General features: G+C 67.8%; 18 protein-coding genes and 1 pseudogene. 1 reads left to right on the forward strand and 18 read right to left on the reverse strand.

The window, feature by feature from the left end; all coding sequences use genetic code 11:
* Positions 1–10 precede the first annotated feature (10 nt).
* On the reverse strand, positions 11–1264 hold the full coding sequence (murA, locus tag NF20_RS05970) for a UDP-N-acetylglucosamine 1-carboxyvinyltransferase (RefSeq protein ID WP_003877298.1): 1254 nt from the start codon (positions 1262–1264) through the stop codon (positions 11–13).
* Positions 1265–1348: 84 nt separating this feature from the next.
* On the opposite strand from murA, the gene NF20_RS05975 reads away from it, so the two are divergent.
* The gene (locus NF20_RS05975) at positions 1349–1942 is read left to right on the forward strand and encodes a cob(I)yrinic acid a,c-diamide adenosyltransferase (RefSeq protein ID WP_019732348.1); all 594 of its coding nucleotides are present in this window, start codon (positions 1349–1351) and stop codon (positions 1940–1942) included.
* Here the strand turns inward: NF20_RS05975 and NF20_RS05980 are convergent.
* The 17 genes and pseudogenes from NF20_RS05980 to thrB all read right to left on the reverse strand — a co-directional run bounded on the left by NF20_RS05980 (position 1939) and on the right by thrB (position 18057).
* Positions 1939–2382 carry a DUF2550 domain-containing protein gene (locus NF20_RS05980; protein ID WP_003873218.1) on the reverse strand — a complete coding sequence of 148 codons (444 nt, stop codon included), beginning with the start codon at positions 2380–2382 and terminating at the stop codon, positions 1939–1941. The two genes, NF20_RS05975 and NF20_RS05980, sit on opposite strands and share 4 nt — an antisense overlap.
* Before the next feature lie 17 nt (positions 2383–2399).
* Positions 2400–2765 (reverse strand): F0F1 ATP synthase subunit epsilon, encoded by a 366-nt coding sequence (locus NF20_RS05985; RefSeq protein WP_003873219.1) that lies wholly within the window; start codon positions 2763–2765, stop codon positions 2400–2402.
* A gap of 39 nt (positions 2766–2804) precedes the next feature.
* Entirely contained in the window at positions 2805–4262 is a 1458-nt protein-coding gene (gene atpD / locus NF20_RS05990) for a F0F1 ATP synthase subunit beta (protein ID WP_011724205.1), read from the reverse strand.
* 28 nt (positions 4263–4290) lie between these two features.
* Complete coding sequence (locus NF20_RS05995; RefSeq protein ID WP_003873221.1) at positions 4291–5205, reverse strand: F0F1 ATP synthase subunit gamma; 915 nt, start codon at positions 5203–5205, stop codon at positions 4291–4293.
* A 6-nt stretch (positions 5206–5211) separates the two neighbouring features.
* Positions 5212–6876 (reverse strand): F0F1 ATP synthase subunit alpha, encoded by a 1665-nt coding sequence (gene atpA / locus NF20_RS06000; protein ID WP_003877295.1) that lies wholly within the window; start codon positions 6874–6876, stop codon positions 5212–5214.
* Between the two features lie 67 nt (positions 6877–6943).
* The gene (locus tag NF20_RS06005) at positions 6944–8284 is read right to left on the reverse strand and encodes a F0F1 ATP synthase subunit B/delta (protein ID WP_011724204.1); all 1341 of its coding nucleotides are present in this window, start codon (positions 8282–8284) and stop codon (positions 6944–6946) included.
* Positions 8285–8291: 7 nt separating this feature from the next.
* Positions 8292–8825 carry a F0F1 ATP synthase subunit B gene (locus NF20_RS06010; protein ID WP_003873224.1) on the reverse strand — a complete coding sequence of 178 codons (534 nt, stop codon included), beginning with the start codon at positions 8823–8825 and terminating at the stop codon, positions 8292–8294.
* 9 nt (positions 8826–8834) lie between these two features.
* The gene (locus NF20_RS06015) at positions 8835–9083 is read right to left on the reverse strand and encodes a F0F1 ATP synthase subunit C (RefSeq protein WP_024636915.1); all 249 of its coding nucleotides are present in this window, start codon (positions 9081–9083) and stop codon (positions 8835–8837) included.
* Positions 9084–9167: 84 nt separating this feature from the next.
* Positions 9168–9926 carry a F0F1 ATP synthase subunit A gene (gene atpB, locus NF20_RS06020; protein WP_003873226.1) on the reverse strand — a complete coding sequence of 253 codons (759 nt, stop codon included), beginning with the start codon at positions 9924–9926 and terminating at the stop codon, positions 9168–9170.
* Positions 9919–10401, reverse strand: coding sequence for an ATP synthase subunit I (locus NF20_RS06025; protein ID WP_011724202.1), 483 nt, complete (start codon positions 10399–10401; stop codon positions 9919–9921). Before NF20_RS06025 ends, atpB begins: the two co-directional genes overlap by 8 nt.
* Before the next feature lie 215 nt (positions 10402–10616).
* A pseudogene (locus NF20_RS06030) lies at positions 10617–11838 on the reverse strand (glycosyltransferase family 4 protein); the annotation flags it as partial.
* Between the two features lie 28 nt (positions 11839–11866).
* Positions 11867–12526: an L-threonylcarbamoyladenylate synthase gene (locus tag NF20_RS06035; RefSeq protein WP_009975706.1), complete on the reverse strand. Its 660-nt coding sequence runs from the start codon at positions 12524–12526 to the stop codon at positions 11867–11869.
* Positions 12526–13473, reverse strand: a complete 948-nt coding sequence (prmC, locus tag NF20_RS06040) for a peptide chain release factor N(5)-glutamine methyltransferase (RefSeq protein ID WP_019732347.1) — start codon at positions 13471–13473, stop codon at positions 12526–12528. Before prmC ends, NF20_RS06035 begins: the two co-directional genes overlap by 1 nt.
* A 13-nt stretch (positions 13474–13486) precedes the next feature.
* Positions 13487–14560, reverse strand: a complete 1074-nt coding sequence (gene prfA, locus NF20_RS06045; RefSeq protein ID WP_011724201.1) for a peptide chain release factor 1 — start codon at positions 14558–14560, stop codon at positions 13487–13489.
* A 96-nt stretch (positions 14561–14656) separates the two neighbouring features.
* Complete coding sequence (gene rpmE / locus NF20_RS06050) at positions 14657–14899, reverse strand: 50S ribosomal protein L31 (RefSeq protein ID WP_003873232.1); 243 nt, start codon at positions 14897–14899, stop codon at positions 14657–14659.
* Between the two features lie 101 nt (positions 14900–15000).
* Positions 15001–16854, reverse strand: a complete 1854-nt coding sequence (rho, locus tag NF20_RS06055) for a transcription termination factor Rho (protein WP_029248424.1) — start codon at positions 16852–16854, stop codon at positions 15001–15003.
* 267 nt (positions 16855–17121) lie between these two features.
* Complete coding sequence (thrB, locus tag NF20_RS06060; protein WP_011724198.1) at positions 17122–18057, reverse strand: homoserine kinase; 936 nt, start codon at positions 18055–18057, stop codon at positions 17122–17124.
* Positions 18058–18089: the final 32 nt, after the last annotated feature.

The following is an 18089-nucleotide window of genomic DNA, read 5'->3' on the forward strand; positions in this document are numbered from 1 at the left end:
CTGACTTTGGCTACTCTACCCGCTCGATCTCCGCTCCCAAAATCGCCAGGTTTTCCACGAACAACGGGTAGCCGCGGTCGATGTGGAAGACGTCGTGCACCTCGGTGTCCCCGTCGGCCACCAGCCCCGCCAACACCAGGCCGGCGCCGGCCCGAATGTCCGAACACCACACCGGCGCACTGGACAATTGCGGCAGCCCGCGCACCACCGCGTGGTGCCCGTCGGTGCGGGCGTCGGCGCCCAGCCGGATCATTTCCTCGACGAACCGGAAGCGCGCCTCGAACACGTTCTCGGTGATCATCGACGTGCCATCGGCGATCGACGCCAGGGCGATCGCCATCGGCTGCAGGTCGGTGGGAAATCCGGGAAACGGCAGGGTGGCCACGTTAACCGCCTTGGGCCGCTCGTACTGGGTCACCCGGAAGCTGTCGTCGGTCTGGGTCACGGTGGCCCCGGCATCGTGCAACTTGTGCAGCACCACCTGCAGGTGGGCGGGGTCGACGCCGGTCACCGAGATGTCCCCGCGGGTCATCGCCGCTGCGATGCCCCAGGTCGCGGCCACGATGCGGTCGCCGATCACCCGATGTTCGGTCGGGTACAGCCGCGGCACGCCGGTGATGGTCATGGTCGGCGAACCCGCACCCTCGACCTGCGCGCCCATCTGGTTGAGCATCGTGCACAGATCCACCACGTCGGGTTCGCGGGCCGCGTTGTGAATGGTGGTGACGCCCTCGGCCACCACCGCCGCCATCAGGATGTTCTCGGTCGCCCCCACCGACGGGAACTCCAGCTGAATCTCCGCGCCGCGCAACGTATCCGCCTGCGCCACCACGCATCCGTGCTCGATGTTGCAGGTGGCGCCCAGCTGGCGCAGGCCGGCCTGATGCATGTCCAGCGGGCGCGACCCGATGGCATCGCCACCGGGCAGCGCGACCCGGGCGCGCTTGCACCGGCCGACCAGCGGCCCCAGCACGCACACCGAGGCCCGGAACTGTCGCACCGCGGCGAAGTCGGCGTCGTATTTCGGCTCGTCGGGAGAGGTGATGCGGGCGACGTCGCCGTCGAGTTCGACGGTGGCGCCCAGGCCGCGCAGCACCTCGGCCATCAGCGGCACATCCAGGATGTCGGGGCAGTTGGTGATGGTGCTGGTGCCCTCGGCCAGCAGGGTCGCGGCCATCAGCTTGAGCACGCTGTTCTTGGCGCCCCCCACTGCGACTTCGCCGGACAACCGGTTGCCGCCGGTCACCACGAATCGCTCGGCCACCCGGGTCAGTCTAGTGAAGCGGTGTCGGCTTTGTCAGTCAGCCAAGGCTCGGTCCCACCCGGGCGCCGCAGTACCGTTTTGGTCATGGCAGTGCATCTGACGCGCATCTACACGCGGACCGGCGACGACGGCACCACCGGATTGAGCGACTTCTCCCGGGTCTCGAAGAACGATCCGCGCCTGGTGGCCTACGCCGACTGTGACGAGGCGAACGCGGCGATCGGCGTGGCGGTGGCGGTCGGCCGGCCCGACCCGGAGCTGGCCGGCGTGTTGCGGCAGATCCAGAACGACCTGTTCGACGCGGGCGCGGACCTGTCGACACCGGTGGTGGAGGACCCCGAGTACCCCCCGCTGCGGGTCACCCAGCCCTACATCGATCGGCTCGAAAAATGGTGTGACACATACAACGAGTCGCTGCCGAAGTTGAATTCCTTTGTGCTGCCGGGTGGTTCGCCGCTCTCGGCGCTGTTGCACGTCGCCCGCACGGTGGTGCGCCGCGCCGAACGCTCGGCGTGGGCCGCGGTGGACGCCGCTCCCGAGGGGGTCAGCGCGCTGCCCGCGAAATACCTCAACCGGCTCTCGGACCTGTTGTTCATCCTGTCCCGGGTGGCCAACCCGGACGGTGACGTGCTGTGGAAACCGGGCGGTCAACAAGGCGGCGAGCCAGCTCCCGGCTAGAGGCTGCGGCGACGTGACCGGGGCGACGGACGCGACTCCAGCCAGGACAAAAACGCCGTCAACGCGCCCTTGTCGAACGCGATCTCGTAGCCGGACCTGCGGTCCTGGGTGGTGTCGCGCAGCTCGATGACGACGATCTCGTCGGTCATGATGTCGAACTCGTCGCCGCGCGGCGCGCGGCGGGACACGATCTCCACACCGCGCCGGCTCAGCCGACGGTCCGGCCACAGCCGCAGGCTGGACAGCCGATAGAACGCGGCCTCACCGCCGCGGTAACGGATCACCCCGTGCCGCCAGCCGTGACCGCCGACCGCGGGAATGTCTCGCATGATCCCCGCCGTGCCGCCCTGACGCAGCTTCCACAGCCGATAACTCAGCGCGATGACGGCGGCCGCCAGCACGACGACGAGCACGACCATGCCGGCCATGGGCGCGCTCATCGTTGCATCCGAGGCGGCTAGTCGATCGCGCCGACGGCGCGCAATCTCGCGCGCCCCCGGGCGGCGACACGAGGATCGTCCGACTCGGCGGCCTCTCTGGCGGCGCTCTCGTCGATCTCCGAGGAGAACTCGGCGGATTCGGCGAGGATCGTCACCGTCTCCTCGGTGACCGACAAGAAGCCACCGTCCACCGCGATCCTCAGATCGTCTTCGCCTTCCCTTTCGACGCGCACCATTGCGTCGTCGACCAATTGCGCCACCAGCGGGATGTGCCGGGGCAGGATGCCGATCTCGCCGACCGTGGTGCGGGTGAACAGAAACGTTGCCTCACCCGACCAGATCTTGCGGTCGACAGCGACGATCTCAACGTTCAATTCAGCCATGCCACAGCACCTTTCGATACCTTTCGGTCCAGCCGCGGGTTACAGCTTGGCGCCAAGGCTCTCTGCCTTCTTGGCCAGGTCGTCCAGGCCACCGATCAGGAAGAAGGCCTGCTCGGGCACGTGGTCGAACTCACCCTTGGTGAGCCGGTCGAATGCCTCGATGGTCTCCTTGAGCGGGACCGTCGAACCCGGCTGGCCGGTGAACTGCTCGGCCGCCATCATGTTCTGCGACAGGAACCGCTCGATCCGCCGCGCCCGGTTGACCAACTGCTTGTCCTCCTCGGACAGCTCGTCGATACCGAGGATGGCGATGATGTCCTGAAGGTCCTTGTAGCGCTGCAGGATTCGGATGACTTCCTGCGCCACCCGGTAGTGCTCTTCGCCGACCACGCCCGGGTCGAGAATGGTCGAGCTGGACGCCAGCGGGTCCACCGCGGGGAAGATGCCCTTGGAGAACACCGAACGCGACAGCTCGGTGGTGGCGTCCAGGTGCGCGAACGTCGTCGCCGGCGCCGGGTCGGTGTAGTCGTCGGCGGGCACGTAGACCGCCTGCATCGACGTGATGGACCGGCCACGGGTCGAGGTGATGCGCTCCTGCAGCTCGCCCATCTCGTCGGCCAGCGTGGGCTGATACCCCACCGCCGAGGGCATCCGGCCGAGCAGGGTCGAGACCTCGGAGCCGGCCTGGGTGAACCGGAAGATGTTGTCGATGAACAACAGCACGTCCTGGCCCGCCTCGTCGCGGAACCACTCCGCCATGGTCAACGCGGACAGCGCCACCCGCATACGGGTGCCGGGCGGCTCGTCCATCTGACCGAACACCAGCGCGGTGTCCTTGAGCACGTTGGCTTCCTGCAACTCGACCCACAGGTCGTTGCCCTCACGGGTGCGCTCCCCCACCCCGGCGAACACCGAGGTACCACCGAAGTTGCGGGCGATGCGGTTGATCATCTCCTGGATGAGCACCGTCTTGCCCACGCCGGCGCCGCCGAACAGGGCGATCTTGCCGCCACGCACGTACGGTGTGAGCAGGTCGACGACCTTCAGACCCGTCTCGAGCATCTCCGTGCGGGGCTCCAGCTCCTCGAACGGCGGCGGCTTGCGGTGAATCGACCAGTGTTCGAAGTCTTCTCCGTAACCCGGCTTGTCCAGGCAGTGCCCCAGGGCGTTGAACACGTGGCCCTTGACCTCCTGGCCGACCGGCACCGAGATGGAACGACCGGTGTCGATCACCTCGACGCCGCGCACCAGGCCGTCGGTGGGCTGCAGCGAGATGGTGCGCACCAGGTTGTCCCCGAGGTGCTGGGCGACCTCGAGCGTCAGCGTCTTGGCCAGCTCCTCGAACGTGATCTCCGCGTGCAGTGCGTTGAACAGGGCCGGCACCGAACCCCGCGGGAACTCGACGTCGACGACCGGTCCGGTGACCCGCACCACCCGGCCGCTGGTGTCGCTGTTGGCCGACTTCGTGTTCTTGTCGGCGGTTTCAGTAGCAGGCATATCTTCTTTCGCTTCCTAGTGGTGCTGCCTAGCGGGCGTCGGCGAGCGCGTTTGCGCCACCGACGATTTCGCTGATCTCCTGGGTGATCTGGGCCTGCCGCTCGCGGTTCGCCATCAGCGTCAGGGCCTTGATGAGGTCATCGGCGTTGTCGGTCGCGGACTTCATCGCGCGCTGGCGCGACGCCAGCTCCGAGGCCGCGGATTCGAGCAGCGCCGCGTAAACGCGGGTGGTCAGGTAGCGCGGTAGCAGCGACTCGAAAAGCGTTGTCGCGTCCGGCTCGAACGAGTACAGGGTCCGCACTTCGGGTGGTTCCTCCACGTACTCCACCACCATCGGGGCGATCCGGTGGGCCACCGCCGACTGCGACAGCATCGACTTGAACTCGGTGTAGACGATGTGCAGCTCGTCGACGCTCTCGGCGTCGGACTCACCCTCGTCCTCGCCGCCGGTGCCGCGCATGAACGACTCGACCAGCGTCTCGGCGATCTCGGCGGCGTTCTCGTACTGCGGCTGCTCGGAGAATCCGGTCCACGATCCGCTGATGTCCCAGTTGCGGAATGTGTAGTAGTTCAATGCTTTACGGCCCACCGAGTACAGCACCGGCGTCTTGCCCTGTTCACGCAGCAGCGAGAACAGCTCCTCGGCGCGGCGGAAGATGCTCGCGTTGTAGGCGCCACACAGACCGCGGTCCGAGGACACCACCAGCACGCCCGCACGTTTGGGTTCCGGCCGCTCGACGAGCAGCGGATGATCCAACGCGGCCTCGGCGGCCAGGGTGGTCAGCATCGCGGTGATCTGGAAGGCGTACGGCCGGGCCGAATCGAGCCGGGCCTGCGCCCGACCGATACGCGACGTCGCGATCAGCTCCTGGGCCTTGGTGATCTTCTTGATCGACCCGGCCGAGCGGATCCGTCCGCGTAGTTCACGAAGTGTGGCAGCCATCGGTTGCTACTTCTGCTCTTTCTTTGCCTTCTTTTCCGGCGCCGGCTTCTTCACCTTCACCGATTCCTTTTCCAGCTCCTCCTCGTCGAGCGCCTCGACGTGCTCGTCGGGCACCACCGAGGCGCCGCCGGTGGCGGCGAAGCCCTTCTTGAAGTTGTTGATCACCTTCTCCAGCTCCTCGGCGGCCTCGTCGGAGAGCTTCTGGGTGTCGCGGATCCCGGCGAGGATCTTGTCCTCGGAGGCCCGCATGTGGTCCAGCAGTTCGGTTTCGAACCGCCGGACGTCCTCCACCGGCACCGAGTCGAGGTGACCGCCGGTGCCGAGGAAGATCGAAACCACTTGCTCCTCAACGGGCATCGGCTGGTACTGCGGTTGCTTGAGCAGCTCCACCAGCCGCGCGCCGCGGTCCAGCTGGGCCTTCGACGTCGCGTCCAGGTCGGAGGCGAACGCGGCGAAGGCTTCCAGCTCACGGAATTGCGACAGGTCCAGCCGCAGGCTGCCCGCCACCTCCTTCATCGCCTTGATCTGCGCGGCGCCACCGACCCGGGACACCGAGACGCCGACGTTGATGGCCGGCCGAACGCCCTGGTTGAACAGGTCGGACTCCAGGAAGCACTGCCCGTCGGTGATCGAGATGACGTTGGTGGGGATGTAGGCCGAGATGTCGTTGGCCTTGGTCTCGATGATCGGCAGACCGGTCATCGAGCCGCCACCGAGTTCGTCGGAAAGCTTGGCGCAGCGCTCCAAAAGCCGTGAGTGCAAATAGAACACGTCACCCGGGTAGGCTTCGCGGCCCGGCGGGCGGCGCAGCAGCAGCGAGATCGCGCGGTAGGCCTCGGCTTGCTTGCTCAGGTCGTCGAAGACGATCAGCACGTGCTTGCCGTCGTACATCCAGTGCTGGGCGATCGCCGAACCGGTGTAGGGCGCAAGCCATTTGAACCCGGCGGAGTCGGAGGCCGGCGCCGCGACGATGGTGGTGTAGTCCATCGCCCCGCCCTCTTCCAGGGCGCGCCGGACCGACGCGATCGTGGTGCCCTTCTGGCCGATGGCCACGTAGACGCAGCGCACCTGCTTCTTCTCGTCGCCGCTCTCCCAGTTCTGCCGCTGGTTGAGGATGGTGTCCACGCAGACGGCGGTCTTGCCGGTCTTGCGGTCGCCGATGATCAGCTGGCGCTGGCCACGGCCGATCGGGGTCATCGCGTCGATGGCCTTGATGCCGGTCTGCAGCGGCTCTTTCACGCTCTGCCGCTGCACCACCGAGGGCGCCTGGATCTCCAGTGCCCGCCGAATGTCGGTCTCGATGTCGCCCTGGCCGTCGATCGGCTGGCCCAGCGGATTGACCACACGGCCCAGGAAGGCGTCGCCCACCGGAACCGAGAGCACCTCGCCGGTGCGCTTGACCTGCTGGCCTTCCTCGATCTTCTCGAAGTCACCCAGGATCACCGCGCCGACGCTGTGCTCGTCCAAGTTGAGCGCCACGCCGAGCACGCCGCCGGGGAACTCGAGCAGCTCCTGGGTCATCACGGACGGCAGGCCTTCGACGTGGGCGATGCCGTCACCGGCGTCGACGACGGTACCGACCTCTTCGCGGGAGGTGTCGGAGGTGAAAGAGCCTACGTACTCCTCGATGGCGCTCTGAATGTCATCAGCGGAGATTGTCAACTCGGCCATGGCTTTTCGTCTTCCTACTTGATCTTGGTATCGCGTATGTCGGGATGGTCAGTGGTTGGTGCTGCGGTCAGTCGGGCAACTGGGCCTCTGCGGCGGCCAGACGGGACGCGAGCGTCCCGTCGATCACTTCGTCAGCCACCGCGATCAGCAGACCACCCAGCAGTTCCGTGTCGATCTGCAGCTGTACCGAGACCGGGTGGCCGTAGATGCGGCTGAGCACTTCGGTGAGGCGGCTGCGCTGCGCGCCGCTCAGGTCGGCTGCCGCGCTGACCTGGGCGACGACCTCGCCGCGGCGCGCCACCGCCACCTCCGCGAGGAACTGCACGGCCTCTTCGGCCGGCCGGCCGCGCAGCAGCTCGACCGTCTGGGTCAGCAGCGCGGCCACGATCGGGTTGACCGTGATGCTGGCGCTGTCGAGCACCTTGCGCAGCAATCCCACTCGGCCTTCGACCGGAACGGCGTAGTCGCCCAACAGGATTGCCAACCGCGGTTGCACGTCCAGGATGCGGGAGAACCGGAACAGCTGTTCTTCGACCTCGTCGACCTTGTTCTCGCGCTCGGCGACTTCGAGCAGCGCCTGCCGCGACAGGTGCTCGAGGGCGTCGATCAGGTCGGAGTTGGCCGACCAGCGCTCCGACACGGCCGCCCGCAGCACCTCGAGGGTGACGTCGCCGACCTTGCCGGACAGCAACCGCTCGATCAGCCGGACCCGGGGGCCCGCATCCTCGGCGGGAACGGTGAGATACCGCGTCACCACGATCTCGCGGTCCAGCATCTGGGCCACCGACACCAGTTCGCTGGACAGGGCGGAAAGTGCTTTGTTGTCAAGGTCTTTGGCGACGGTGGTGAATCGCTCCGTCAGGTTGACCAGCGCGACGCGGCTCGAGGAGCGCATCTTGGTCATCAGCGGGTACTGGACGTCGGCCGCCGCGGGCGCCATCGCGTCGAGGTCGTCCAGGAATCGGTCCACGGTCGCCGATTGCTGGGCCGGGTCGGCGACATAGTTGCGTACCAACTCGCCGGCCTGCCGCACCGCTTCGTGCCCGAGTTCCAGCCGCAGCTGACGGGTCAGCTGGGTGCGCAGCAGGTCGACCTGCCGGCTGCCCTGCGATTTGATGCGTTCGGCCTCGAGGCCGGCCTGCGCCGCCAACTGCTCGGTGATGCGTTTGGCGTCCGCCTGCGCCTCGTCGACAACCCGCTTCGACTCCGCCTTGGCCGCTTCCACGGCCTTGCTGTGCGCGGTGGTCGACTCGGTCAACCGGTCGGCCGCGGCGGCCGCGTCCTGCAGCTGCTGGCGCACCGCCTCCTGGCGCGCGGCCATCAACCGTCGCACCGGCGGCACCACATAGCGGACCACCAGGAACACGATGGCCGCAAAGCCCACCAACTGGCCGATGAAAGTCGACATACTTCGATTACCGTCCGGATGTCTTGGTTGCGGATGTGGTCGCGGCGGCGGGGGCGACGTCGACACCGAGGATTCGGCTGGCCAGGGTCGCCGACATGGACGCCACATTGGCACGCAGATCCAGTTCCACGGCGTCTCTTTCCCGCTTCAGCTGCCGGGCGGCCAGCTGCAGCGTCGACAGCACCTCTTGCTCGGCCTTGGCCCGCGCGTCCTCCACGACCTTACGGCCCTCGGCGCGGGCGTTGTCGCGTAACGACGACGCCTGCACCCGGGCTTCGGTCATGGCTTCTTCGTAATCGGCCTGGGCGGCCTCGAACTGCTCGGCCGCCTTCCGGTTGTCGGCGGCCGTCTTGGCGACCATGGCGTCGCGCTCGCGCAACACCTTCATCACCGGCGGCACCACGAAGGTGCCGATGACGGCCAGCACGATCAGGAAGATGGCCAGCACGAAGAAGAAGGTGCCGTTGGGTACGAGGAAGTTGTTGCCTCCCTCGGCCACCACCTGGCTGGATGCCAGCACGCTCAGGCTCGCGTCACCCATCACAGCGAACTAGGTGCCGACGGGTGTGGCGAAGACGAACAGCGCCATGAACGCCAGGTTGATGAAGTACGCCGCCTCGACCAGACCGACGGTGATGAAGAACGGCGTAAACAACCGGCCTTGCGCCTCGGGTTGCCGGGCGATACCGGAAACCAGCGCGTTACCGGCGATACCGTCACCGATACCGGCACCGATCGCGCCGCCGCCCATGATGAGTCCACCGCCGATGAGCGCAGCGGCAGCGACTTGGGGGTCCAGAGCCATTCTTATCCTCCTTGTAACTGGTAGTGGTCTACCAGGCTTGTCGAAATCGTGCGTGGGTCAAGGCAATTCGTGGTGGTCTCAGTCATGGTGTTCCTCGATCTCCATGGCCTGGCTGAAGTACAGGATGGTCAGGATCGAGAAGATGAAGGCCTGAATCGCGCCGACGAACAGGTCGAAGGCTTTCCAGATCGCGTTGGGGGCCCACATGATGTAGGGCGGGAACAGCGCGATCAGCGCGACCAGGATGCCGCCGGCGAAGATGTTGCCGAAAAGTCGCAGCGACAACGAGATTGGCTTGGCCAACTCCTCGACGACGTTGATCGGCGCCAGGAACGCCACGTGACCCTTGAGCACGGCCAGCGGGTGCCCGACGACGCCGCGACGCCAGATGCCGGCCACGTGGTAGCAGACGAAGACGAAAAGAGCCAGCGCCAGAACGTAATTGATGTCCGCGGCCGCCGACTTCAGCAGCTCGGTGGTGTGCCCGGACTTGTCCGTGTACTGCAGCGGAAGCACCGACAGCCAGTTGGAGATCAGGATGAACACGAAGATGGTGACGGCCAGCGGCAACACGAACGGCGCGATCCGCATGCCGACCGCGCTCTCGATCTGATCGCGCATCTGGACCGTGATGGCCTCCCAGAACAACTGGACGCCGCTGGGCACGCCGGTGGAGGTGATCTTCGCGCGCAGGAAGAACGCCAGCGCGAGGACGATCAGCGCGGCGATCCCGGTCGACAGAATCGTGTCGGTGTTGACGGTCATGCCCAACCAGGTGGCGTGGTTGTGTTCGCCGACCTCGATGGCGGATTCGGCCAGGAACGTCGTCTCAGGCATCGGTGCTGTTCCTTCCTTCCGTTCCGTCCGCCCCCGCGGCGGCGCCGTCGGCGGACGGCGCCCAGTCACCGGCACGCAGTTTCTTCCACACCGGCAGCGCCGTCGATGCCACCAAGAGGACCTGGAACAGCGCCAGCCCGAACAGCACGCCCAGGCCGGCGGGCCGGAACAGGTAGGCGATGATCAGCCCGACGACGGTGATGATGGCCAGCCGGGACGCCGAGTTGACCGCCATCGACCTCTTCAGCGGGTGCTCCCTGGCGGTGATCGAGTCAACCGAGCGGCGCACCAGTACGGCGTTGAGCAAACCCAGCAGCAACCCAATGCCGAAGAAGACCCCGACCATCAGGTGACCGGACAGTCCGGCGGCGAGCACCGCCACCGCGGTGATGGCAACGCTGATCGCGAACAGCCGAACCGGACGGAAAGCAACAGAGGGGAACACCAACGGCGCGTCCTGCGCTGGTGTCGTCACTGCAGCACCTCAATCCCAGGTTGGTGGAACGGGAACCCCCCGACCGACTGATCGGTGGCCCGCCGAGCGTATCGCACGTCACAGTTGAATCACCCAAGGGGTATCTCCCGGGGCCGGTCTTGCACCGGCCCGATCGGAGCAGCCTCCGACGGACCGGTCGCCTGCGCGGCTTTTTGGGGTTCTACCTGCACCGTACCACAGGCCGAAGCCCACTACTACTGCCTGTCGTACTCTTCGTCTTCGTAGTCGTCGCCGCGGCGTAACAGCGGTATGGCCGTCGCGATCCCGGCGACCACGATGGCGCCCAGCATCACCGCCGCGGTGTCGCGGGGGCGGAAGAAAATGGTGCTCGCCGCGCCGAACGCCACGATGCCGACCCACAGGTAGATCAGCAACACCACCCGGCGGTGCGAATGGCCGATCTGCAGCAACCGGTGATGCAGGTGCATCTTGTCGGGGCTGAACGCGCTGCGGCCCGCCCGGGTGCGCCGCACGATGGCCAGCAGCAAATCCAGCATCGGCACGAAGATGACCGCCGCGACCAGCAGGAACGGCGAGAGCAGTGCGAAGACGTCGCGCGCGCCGTAGGCGTTCTGCGAGACCGGGCCGGCCGCCGTCGTCGACGCCGCGGCCAGCATCAACCCGATCAGCATGGAGCCGGAGTCGCCCATGAAGATCTTGGCGCGATGGAAGTTGTGCGGCAGGAAGCCCAGGCACGCCCCGGCCAGCACCACCGAGATCACGGCGGGCGGGTAGAACAGCACGTCGCCGCCGTGGTCGCGCAGCAGCCCGACGGAGAACATGCAGATCGCCAGGGCGGTGATGAGACCCAGCCCGGCGGCCAGACCGTCGAGCCCGTCGACGAAGTTCATCGCGTTGACCACCGACACCGTCAGCGCCAGGGTCAGCAGGATCGACGAGGCCTGGTCCAGCACGATGGTGCCGACGCCGCCGATCGGGATGTACAGCACGCTCCACGCCACGCCCATGGTGACCAGCACGCTGGCCGCGGTGATCTGACCGGCGAACTTGGTCAGCGCGTCCAGGCCCCAGCGATCGTCGATCAGGCCGATGCCCATGATGACAGCGCCGGCCACCAGGACGGCGGGCATGCCGCTGGAGTAGACGAACCCGCGGGTGAGCGCCGGCAGCTGCGAGGCCAGGAAGACGGCGCAGACGACACCGAGAAACATGGCCAGGCCGCCCATCCGCGGGGTGGGCGTCACGTGCACGTCGCGCTCGCGCGGATAGGCGACCGCGCCCAGCCGGGTGGCCAGCACCCGCACCGGCCCGGTCGCGAAGTAGGTGATGATGGCCGCGGTCAGCCCCACCAGTGCCAGCTCGCGCAGCGGAACGCCGGCGCCGCGGTCGGAAAGGGCGAGCAAACCACCGGCAAGGTCGGTTACGTCGCTGGACACCAACGAGACCGTACTGGACAAAGCTGGGACCTCGACAACCGCTTGGGTCAGCCCGGGACGGCCAGGCTTTCCGGGTCGATGCCGAGCACTTCCGCGATCCGCTGGGCGCTCACCGGGCCCGGGCGCAGGATCCGCGGCGTGGCGCCGGTCAGGTCCACGATGGTCGAGGCGGCGCCCCGCTCGGCCCGCCCGGCCGCCAGGTAGACGTCGACCAAATCACCCAGCTGGCCGCGGGCCTCGTCGGCGTCGACGGCCGCCGGATGGCCGGAGATGTTGGCGCTGGACACGGCCATCGGCCCGACCTCGCGCAGCAGCTCGATGGCGACCGGGTGCAGCGGCATGCGCAGCATCACCGTGCCGCGGGCGTCGCCGAGATCCCACTGCAGCGACGGGGCCTGGGTCACCACCAGGCTCAGCGCGCCCGGCCAGAAAGCGCGGATCAGGTCGCGGGCGCCGTCCGGCATGGTGTAGACGAGTCCCTCGATGGTGTGCCAGGAGCCGACCAGGACACCCACCGGCATGTCGCGGCCCCTCCCCTTCGCCGACAGCAGCGCCGACACCGCGGCGCTGTTGAACGCGTCGGCGCCGATGCCGTACACGGTGTCGGTCGGCATGACGACCAGCCGGCCGCCCTTGACGGCCGCGGCCGCCGCCGCGATGCCGCGGGAACGCTGATCGGGGTCGGCGCAGTCGAAGACGTCAGACATCAGCGCCGCTCCTCCTCATCGCTGCGCTCTGCATCGTCGCGACGCGAGACATCAGCGCCGCTCCTCCTGCGGGCGGTCACGAACCGTGGCCGGCCGGTCAGGTCCCGGTGCGCCCGCACGTCGTCGAAAAGCCCGGTGCGGTCGAACAATTCGACGGTCTGGTGCGAGGTGGTGTCGTCGTGCTCGATGCCGATCAGTCCGCCCGGCCGCAGCCACCGGCCGGCCAGTTCGACGACGGGGGCGATCACCGCCAGGCCGTCGGGCCCGCCGAACACCGCGTGGTGCGGATCGTGCTGGGCGACTTCGGGTTCCAGCACGGCACCGTCGGGAACATAGGGCGGGTTGGCCACGACCAGATCCACCCGACCGTCCAGGTCGGGCGCCGAGCCGGGCACACGGGCCAGCTCGATGACGTCGGCGCGCACCAGCTCGACCGTCGTGCCCGCGGCATTGCGGCGCGCATATTCCAGGGCCGCATCGGAATTGTCGACGCCGACGATGCGCGCCGGCAGGCCCCGGCCGGCGCGATGGTGAGCCAACGCTACCGCCAGGGCGCCCGACCCGGTGCACAGGTCGACGATGACGGGCCGCGGTGGAAGTTGTTGCGCGGTGGCCCATTCCAGCAGCGCCTCGGTTTCGGGACGCGGGACGAAGACCCCTGGTCCGACGTGCAGCAGGACCGGACCGAAGGCCGCCGTCCCCAACAAATGCTGCAACGGCACCCGCCGGGCGCGGGCCAACACCGCGTCACGGTACCGCTGGAAGAACTCTTGACCCGGCGACTCGAGCAAGCCCAGCCGGCCTCGGTCGACGCCCGCCAGGTGCGCGGCCAGCTGCTCGGCATCCCAACGCGCGGAAGCGATTCCGGCTTCGGCGAGGGTGGCCGTCGCGTCGTCGATCGCGCGCCGCAGGCTGAGCCGGATCGTCCCGCTGCTCATCGTGTGCATCGTCGCCGGGAGGTCATGCCTGCTGCAACCGCGACTGCTTGTCGGCGGCGGCCAGCGCGTCGAACAACGCATCCAGGTCGCCGTCGAGCACCTGGTCGAGGTTGTGCGCCTTGAAGCCGATGCGGTGGTCGGTAATCCGGTTCTCCGGAAAGTTGTAGGTGCGAATGCGTTCGCTGCGGTCCACGGTGCGAATCTGGCTGGCCCGATCGGCCGACGCCTCGGCCGAGGCCTGCTCCTCGGCCATGGCCTGCAGCCGGGCCGCCAGCACCTGCAGCGCGCGGGCCTTGTTCTGCAGCTGCGAACGCTCGTTCTGGCAGGTGACCACGACGCCGGTGGGCAGGTGGGTGATCCGCACCGCGGAGTCCGTGGTGTTGACGCCCTGCCCGCCCTTGCCCGACGAGCGGAACACATCGATGCGCAGATCGGACTCGTCGATCTGCACCTCGGCGACCTCTTCGGGTTCGGGATAGACGAGCACACCCGCCGCCGAAGTGTGCACGCGGCCTTGGGATTCCGTGACCGGGACGCGCTGCACCCGGTGCACCCCGCCCTCGAACTTCATCCGCGACCACACGCCGTCGGCGCTGTCGCCCTTGCTGCGGATGGACAGCGTCGCGTCCTTGTAACCGCCCAGGTCCGAGGTGATCTCGTCCAGCACCGTGACCGTCCAGCCGTGCCGCTCGGCGTAGCGGATGTACATCCGGGCCAGGTCGGCGGCGAACAACGCCGACTCTTCGCCGCCTTCACCGGATTTGACCTCGAGCACGATGTCGTCGGCGTCGTGCGAGTCGCGCGGGGCCAGCATGTCGGTCAGCTGGGTGTCCAACTGGGCCACCCGGGATTCCAGGTCGGCGACCTCGGCGGTGAACGAATCGTCGTCGGCGGCCAGTTCGCGCGCGGTCTCGAGGTCCTCTCGGGCGGCCATCAGCTTGCGGTAGGTGCCGACGATCGGGGCGAGCCGGGCGAACCGCCGCCCGGCCTTGCGGGCCTCGTCGGGATTGCTGTGCAGGTCGGGGTCGGACAGCCGGCGTTCCAGGTCGGCGTGTTCGGCCAGCAGCACGTCGATGGTCTGAACCGGCTGCGTCATCTCACACCTCCTGCCCTGCCCCGCGCCACGACCGCAAACGTGAACCGACGCCCGGCCTGTGCGACTGCGCGCACAGTTCGGGCGTCGGGAACCGAGCTATTTGTCGGCGCTTTCGGCTTTCTCGGCGCCGGCCTTGCGCTTGCCGTAGCGCTTCTCGAAACGGGCCACCCGGCCGCCGCTGTCCAGGATCTTCTGCTTGCCGGTGTAGAACGGGTGGCACTGCGAGCACACCTCGACGACGATGCGGCCACCGTCCTTGGTGCTGCGGGTCTGGAACGTGTTGCCGCACCCACAGAGCACCGTGGTCTCCGCGTAGGTGGGGTGAATGTCAGCTTTCATGATTCCTCTTCGATCTCGTCGCGCGTCGATTATGCCAGGTCAACCGCTACCCGCCCAAAACAGTGGGATGCGTCGGGGCATTCCCGCCGGGCGTCGCGCGGCTAGTCGTTGTCCATCGCCCCTGGCGTGGTCTTGGACACCTGGACCAGGAACTCGTAGTTGTTCTTGGTCTTGCGCAGCTGGCTCATCAGCAGGTCGATGGCCTGGTGCGAATCCAGGCCGGACAGCACCCGGCGCAGCTTGTGCACGATGCCGAACTCGTCCGGCGACAGCAGCAGCTCGTCCTTGCGGGTGCCCGAGGGGTTCACGTCGACCGCCGGGAAGACCCGCCGCTCGGCGATCTTGCGGTCCAGCTTGAGCTCGGCGTTACCGGTGCCCTTGAACTCCTCGAAGATGACGGTGTCACCGGTGGATCCGGTCTCGACCATGGCGGTGGCGATGATGGTCAGCGAGCCGCCTTCCTCGATGTTGCGGGCGGCGCCCAGGAACCGCTTGGGCGGGTAGAGCGCGGTGGAGTCCACACCACCGGACAGGATGCGGCCCGAGGCGGGCGACGCGTTGTTGTAGGCGCGGCCCAGCCGGGTGATCGAGTCCAGCAGCACGACGACGTCCTTGCCCTGCTCGACGAGGCGCTTGGCGCGCTCGATGGCCAGCTCGGCGACCGAGGTGTGGTCGGACGGCGGCCGGTCGAACGTCGAGGCGATGACCTCGCCCTTGACCGAGCGCTGCATGTCGGTGACCTCCTCGGGCCGCTCGTCGACGAGCACGACCATGAGGTGGCATTCGGGGTTGTTCTTGGTGATCGCGTTGGCGATGTCCTGCAGGATGGTCGTCTTACCCGCCTTGGGCGGCGACACGATCAGCGCGCGCTGGCCCTTGCCGATCGGCATGATCAGGTCGATGACCCGGGTGGTCAGCCGGTCCGGCGTGGTCTCCAGGCGCAGCCGCTGGTTCGGGTACAGCGGCGTCAGCTTGCCGAATTCGGGACGCTTCTTGGCGTCCTCGACGGAGCCGCCGTTGACACTGTCCAGGCGCACCAACGGGTTGAACTTCTGCCGTTGGTTGGGTTGTTCGCCGTCCTTGGGCACCCGGACCGCACCGGTCACCGCGTCACCGCGGCGAAGGCCGTTCTTGCGCACCATGTTCATCGACACGTAGACGTCGTGCGGGCCGGCCAGGTAGCCGGAGGTGCGCACGAAGGCGTAGTTGTCGAGCACGTCGAGAATGCCGGCTACCGGTTGGACGACGTCGTCCTCGCGCAGTTCGGCGTCGCCGCCCTCACCGGACCGTTCGCCGCGGCGCCGGCGGTCACGGAAGCGGCGTCCCCGCCGGCCCTGACGTCCCTCGCCGTCGTCGTCCTGCTGGTTGGAGCCGCGCCCCTGCTGGCCACCGGAGCTCTGCTGGTCCTGGTCGCCGCCATCCTGCTTGCTTTGCTCGCGGCTGTCCTGCTTGTTTTGCTCGCGGCCGTCGGTCTCGCGGTCGGCGTCGTCGTTGCCGCGGCCGGCCGCTCCCGCGTCGCGGGACGCGCTGCGTCGTTCGCGGCGCGGCGCCTCGGCGGTGGCGCCGTTCTGGGCCGGCGCCTCGGCGGCGCTTTGAGCGCCGGTGTGGTCGTTGGCGTCCTTGGTGTCGGGCGTGGTGTCGTCCTTGGCGTCCTTGGCGTCGGGCTTGCCGCTGTCCTCGGCCGGCTCGGCGCCGTTGGCCTGCTCAGCGGGCGCGGCCCCGTTGGCCTGCCCCCGGACTTCCTTGATCGCGGCGATCAGTTCGTTCTTACGCATGCCCGACGTCCCCTTGACGCCGACCTGGTTAGCCAGCGCGCGCAGCTCGGGCAGCACCATGGTGGTCAGGGCACCGACCGGCGCATGCGTCTTCGCGTCTGGGGTGTCTGTGGTCACGGCAGGAGAGAGTTGATTGGCGTCAGTGTTTTCGCCAGCCGTGAACAGGTCCGTATCAGTCACGGATTTCCTTTCTTCCCCCGCTGATCAGCTCATACAGGGGGTTCGTTGCATTCAGCCAAATTGCCGAGTGCGCCCAATCATCGACTTTGCAACGGTGATCGCCTGGATCGGCGGAGTAAACGGCGAACCTCGTCCACAAGAAGAATTGGTGTTGTCCTAGCGGCAAGGCAGTATGTATGCAGATGCAGATGCTGCGATTGCTGGACGGCTCCGAGGATAGCCCCCATCCCTGCCGGAAGCAAGCAAACCCTCCGGCCACGCTGTGGATCAACCGACGACGGTGACTCCCGGGCTCCAGCGAACTCCTTGGCCGGCGGTCATTTCGGCGAGGGTGAATCCGTTCGCCGCCCCGTACTCCGTCACTTCCGGGGGCAACGCCGACGCTGTGGTCAGTGCGATCAACGAGGGACCGGCCCCGGAAAGCGTCGCTGCCACGTTATGACGCCGCAGCAGCCGCAAATATTCCGCCGAGGCGGGCATGGCCGGCGCCCGCTGCGGCTGATGCAGCACGTCCTCGGTGGCCGCCATCAGCAGATCCGGGCGTTCGGTGAGCGCGACCACCAGCAACGCGGCCCGGCTCACGTTGAAGCGTGCGTCCTCGTGGCTGACCTGCGCGGGCAGCAGCACCCGGGTCTCCGCGGTCAGCGAGCGTTCCTGGGGAATCGCGCAGTACAGGTGGATATCGGGGTGCAGCCGCAGCGGCGCCGCCGCGTACCGGGGGTGCTGTCCGCCGCGGTCGATCCAGGAAACGATCGCGCCACCAAACACGGCGGCCGCGGCGTTGTCCGGATGCCCCTCGAACTCCGAGGACAGCTGGATCAGCGCAGCATCACTCAGCGGTTGGCAATTCGCTTGTGCGACAAGGCCGTTCGCCGCAGCGAGGCCGCCGACTACCGCCGCGGCGGACGAGCCCAGGCCGCGGGAGTGCGGGATGGCGTTGCGGCAGCGCACCACCAGGCCCGCCGCGCGGACGCCGACGGCGCGCAGGCCGCACTCCACGGCGCGCACCACCAGGTGTTCCGGGCCGAGCGGCACCTGGTCGGCACCCTCGCCCTCGACCTGCACTACCAGGCCGGAATCGGTTGTCTCGACGGTGATCTCGTCGATGAGGCTCAGTGCCAGGCCGATGCTGTCGAAGCCGGGACCGAGATTGGCACTGGACGCCGACACGACGGCGGAGGCCACCAGCCCGGCGGGCAGCATGGAGGTCACCAACAGCCTTTCGTTGCGAGCGC

Source organism: Mycobacterium sp. MAC_080597_8934, assembly GCF_000523975.1.
GTDB lineage: Bacteria > Actinomycetota > Actinomycetes > Mycobacteriales > Mycobacteriaceae > Mycobacterium > Mycobacterium avium.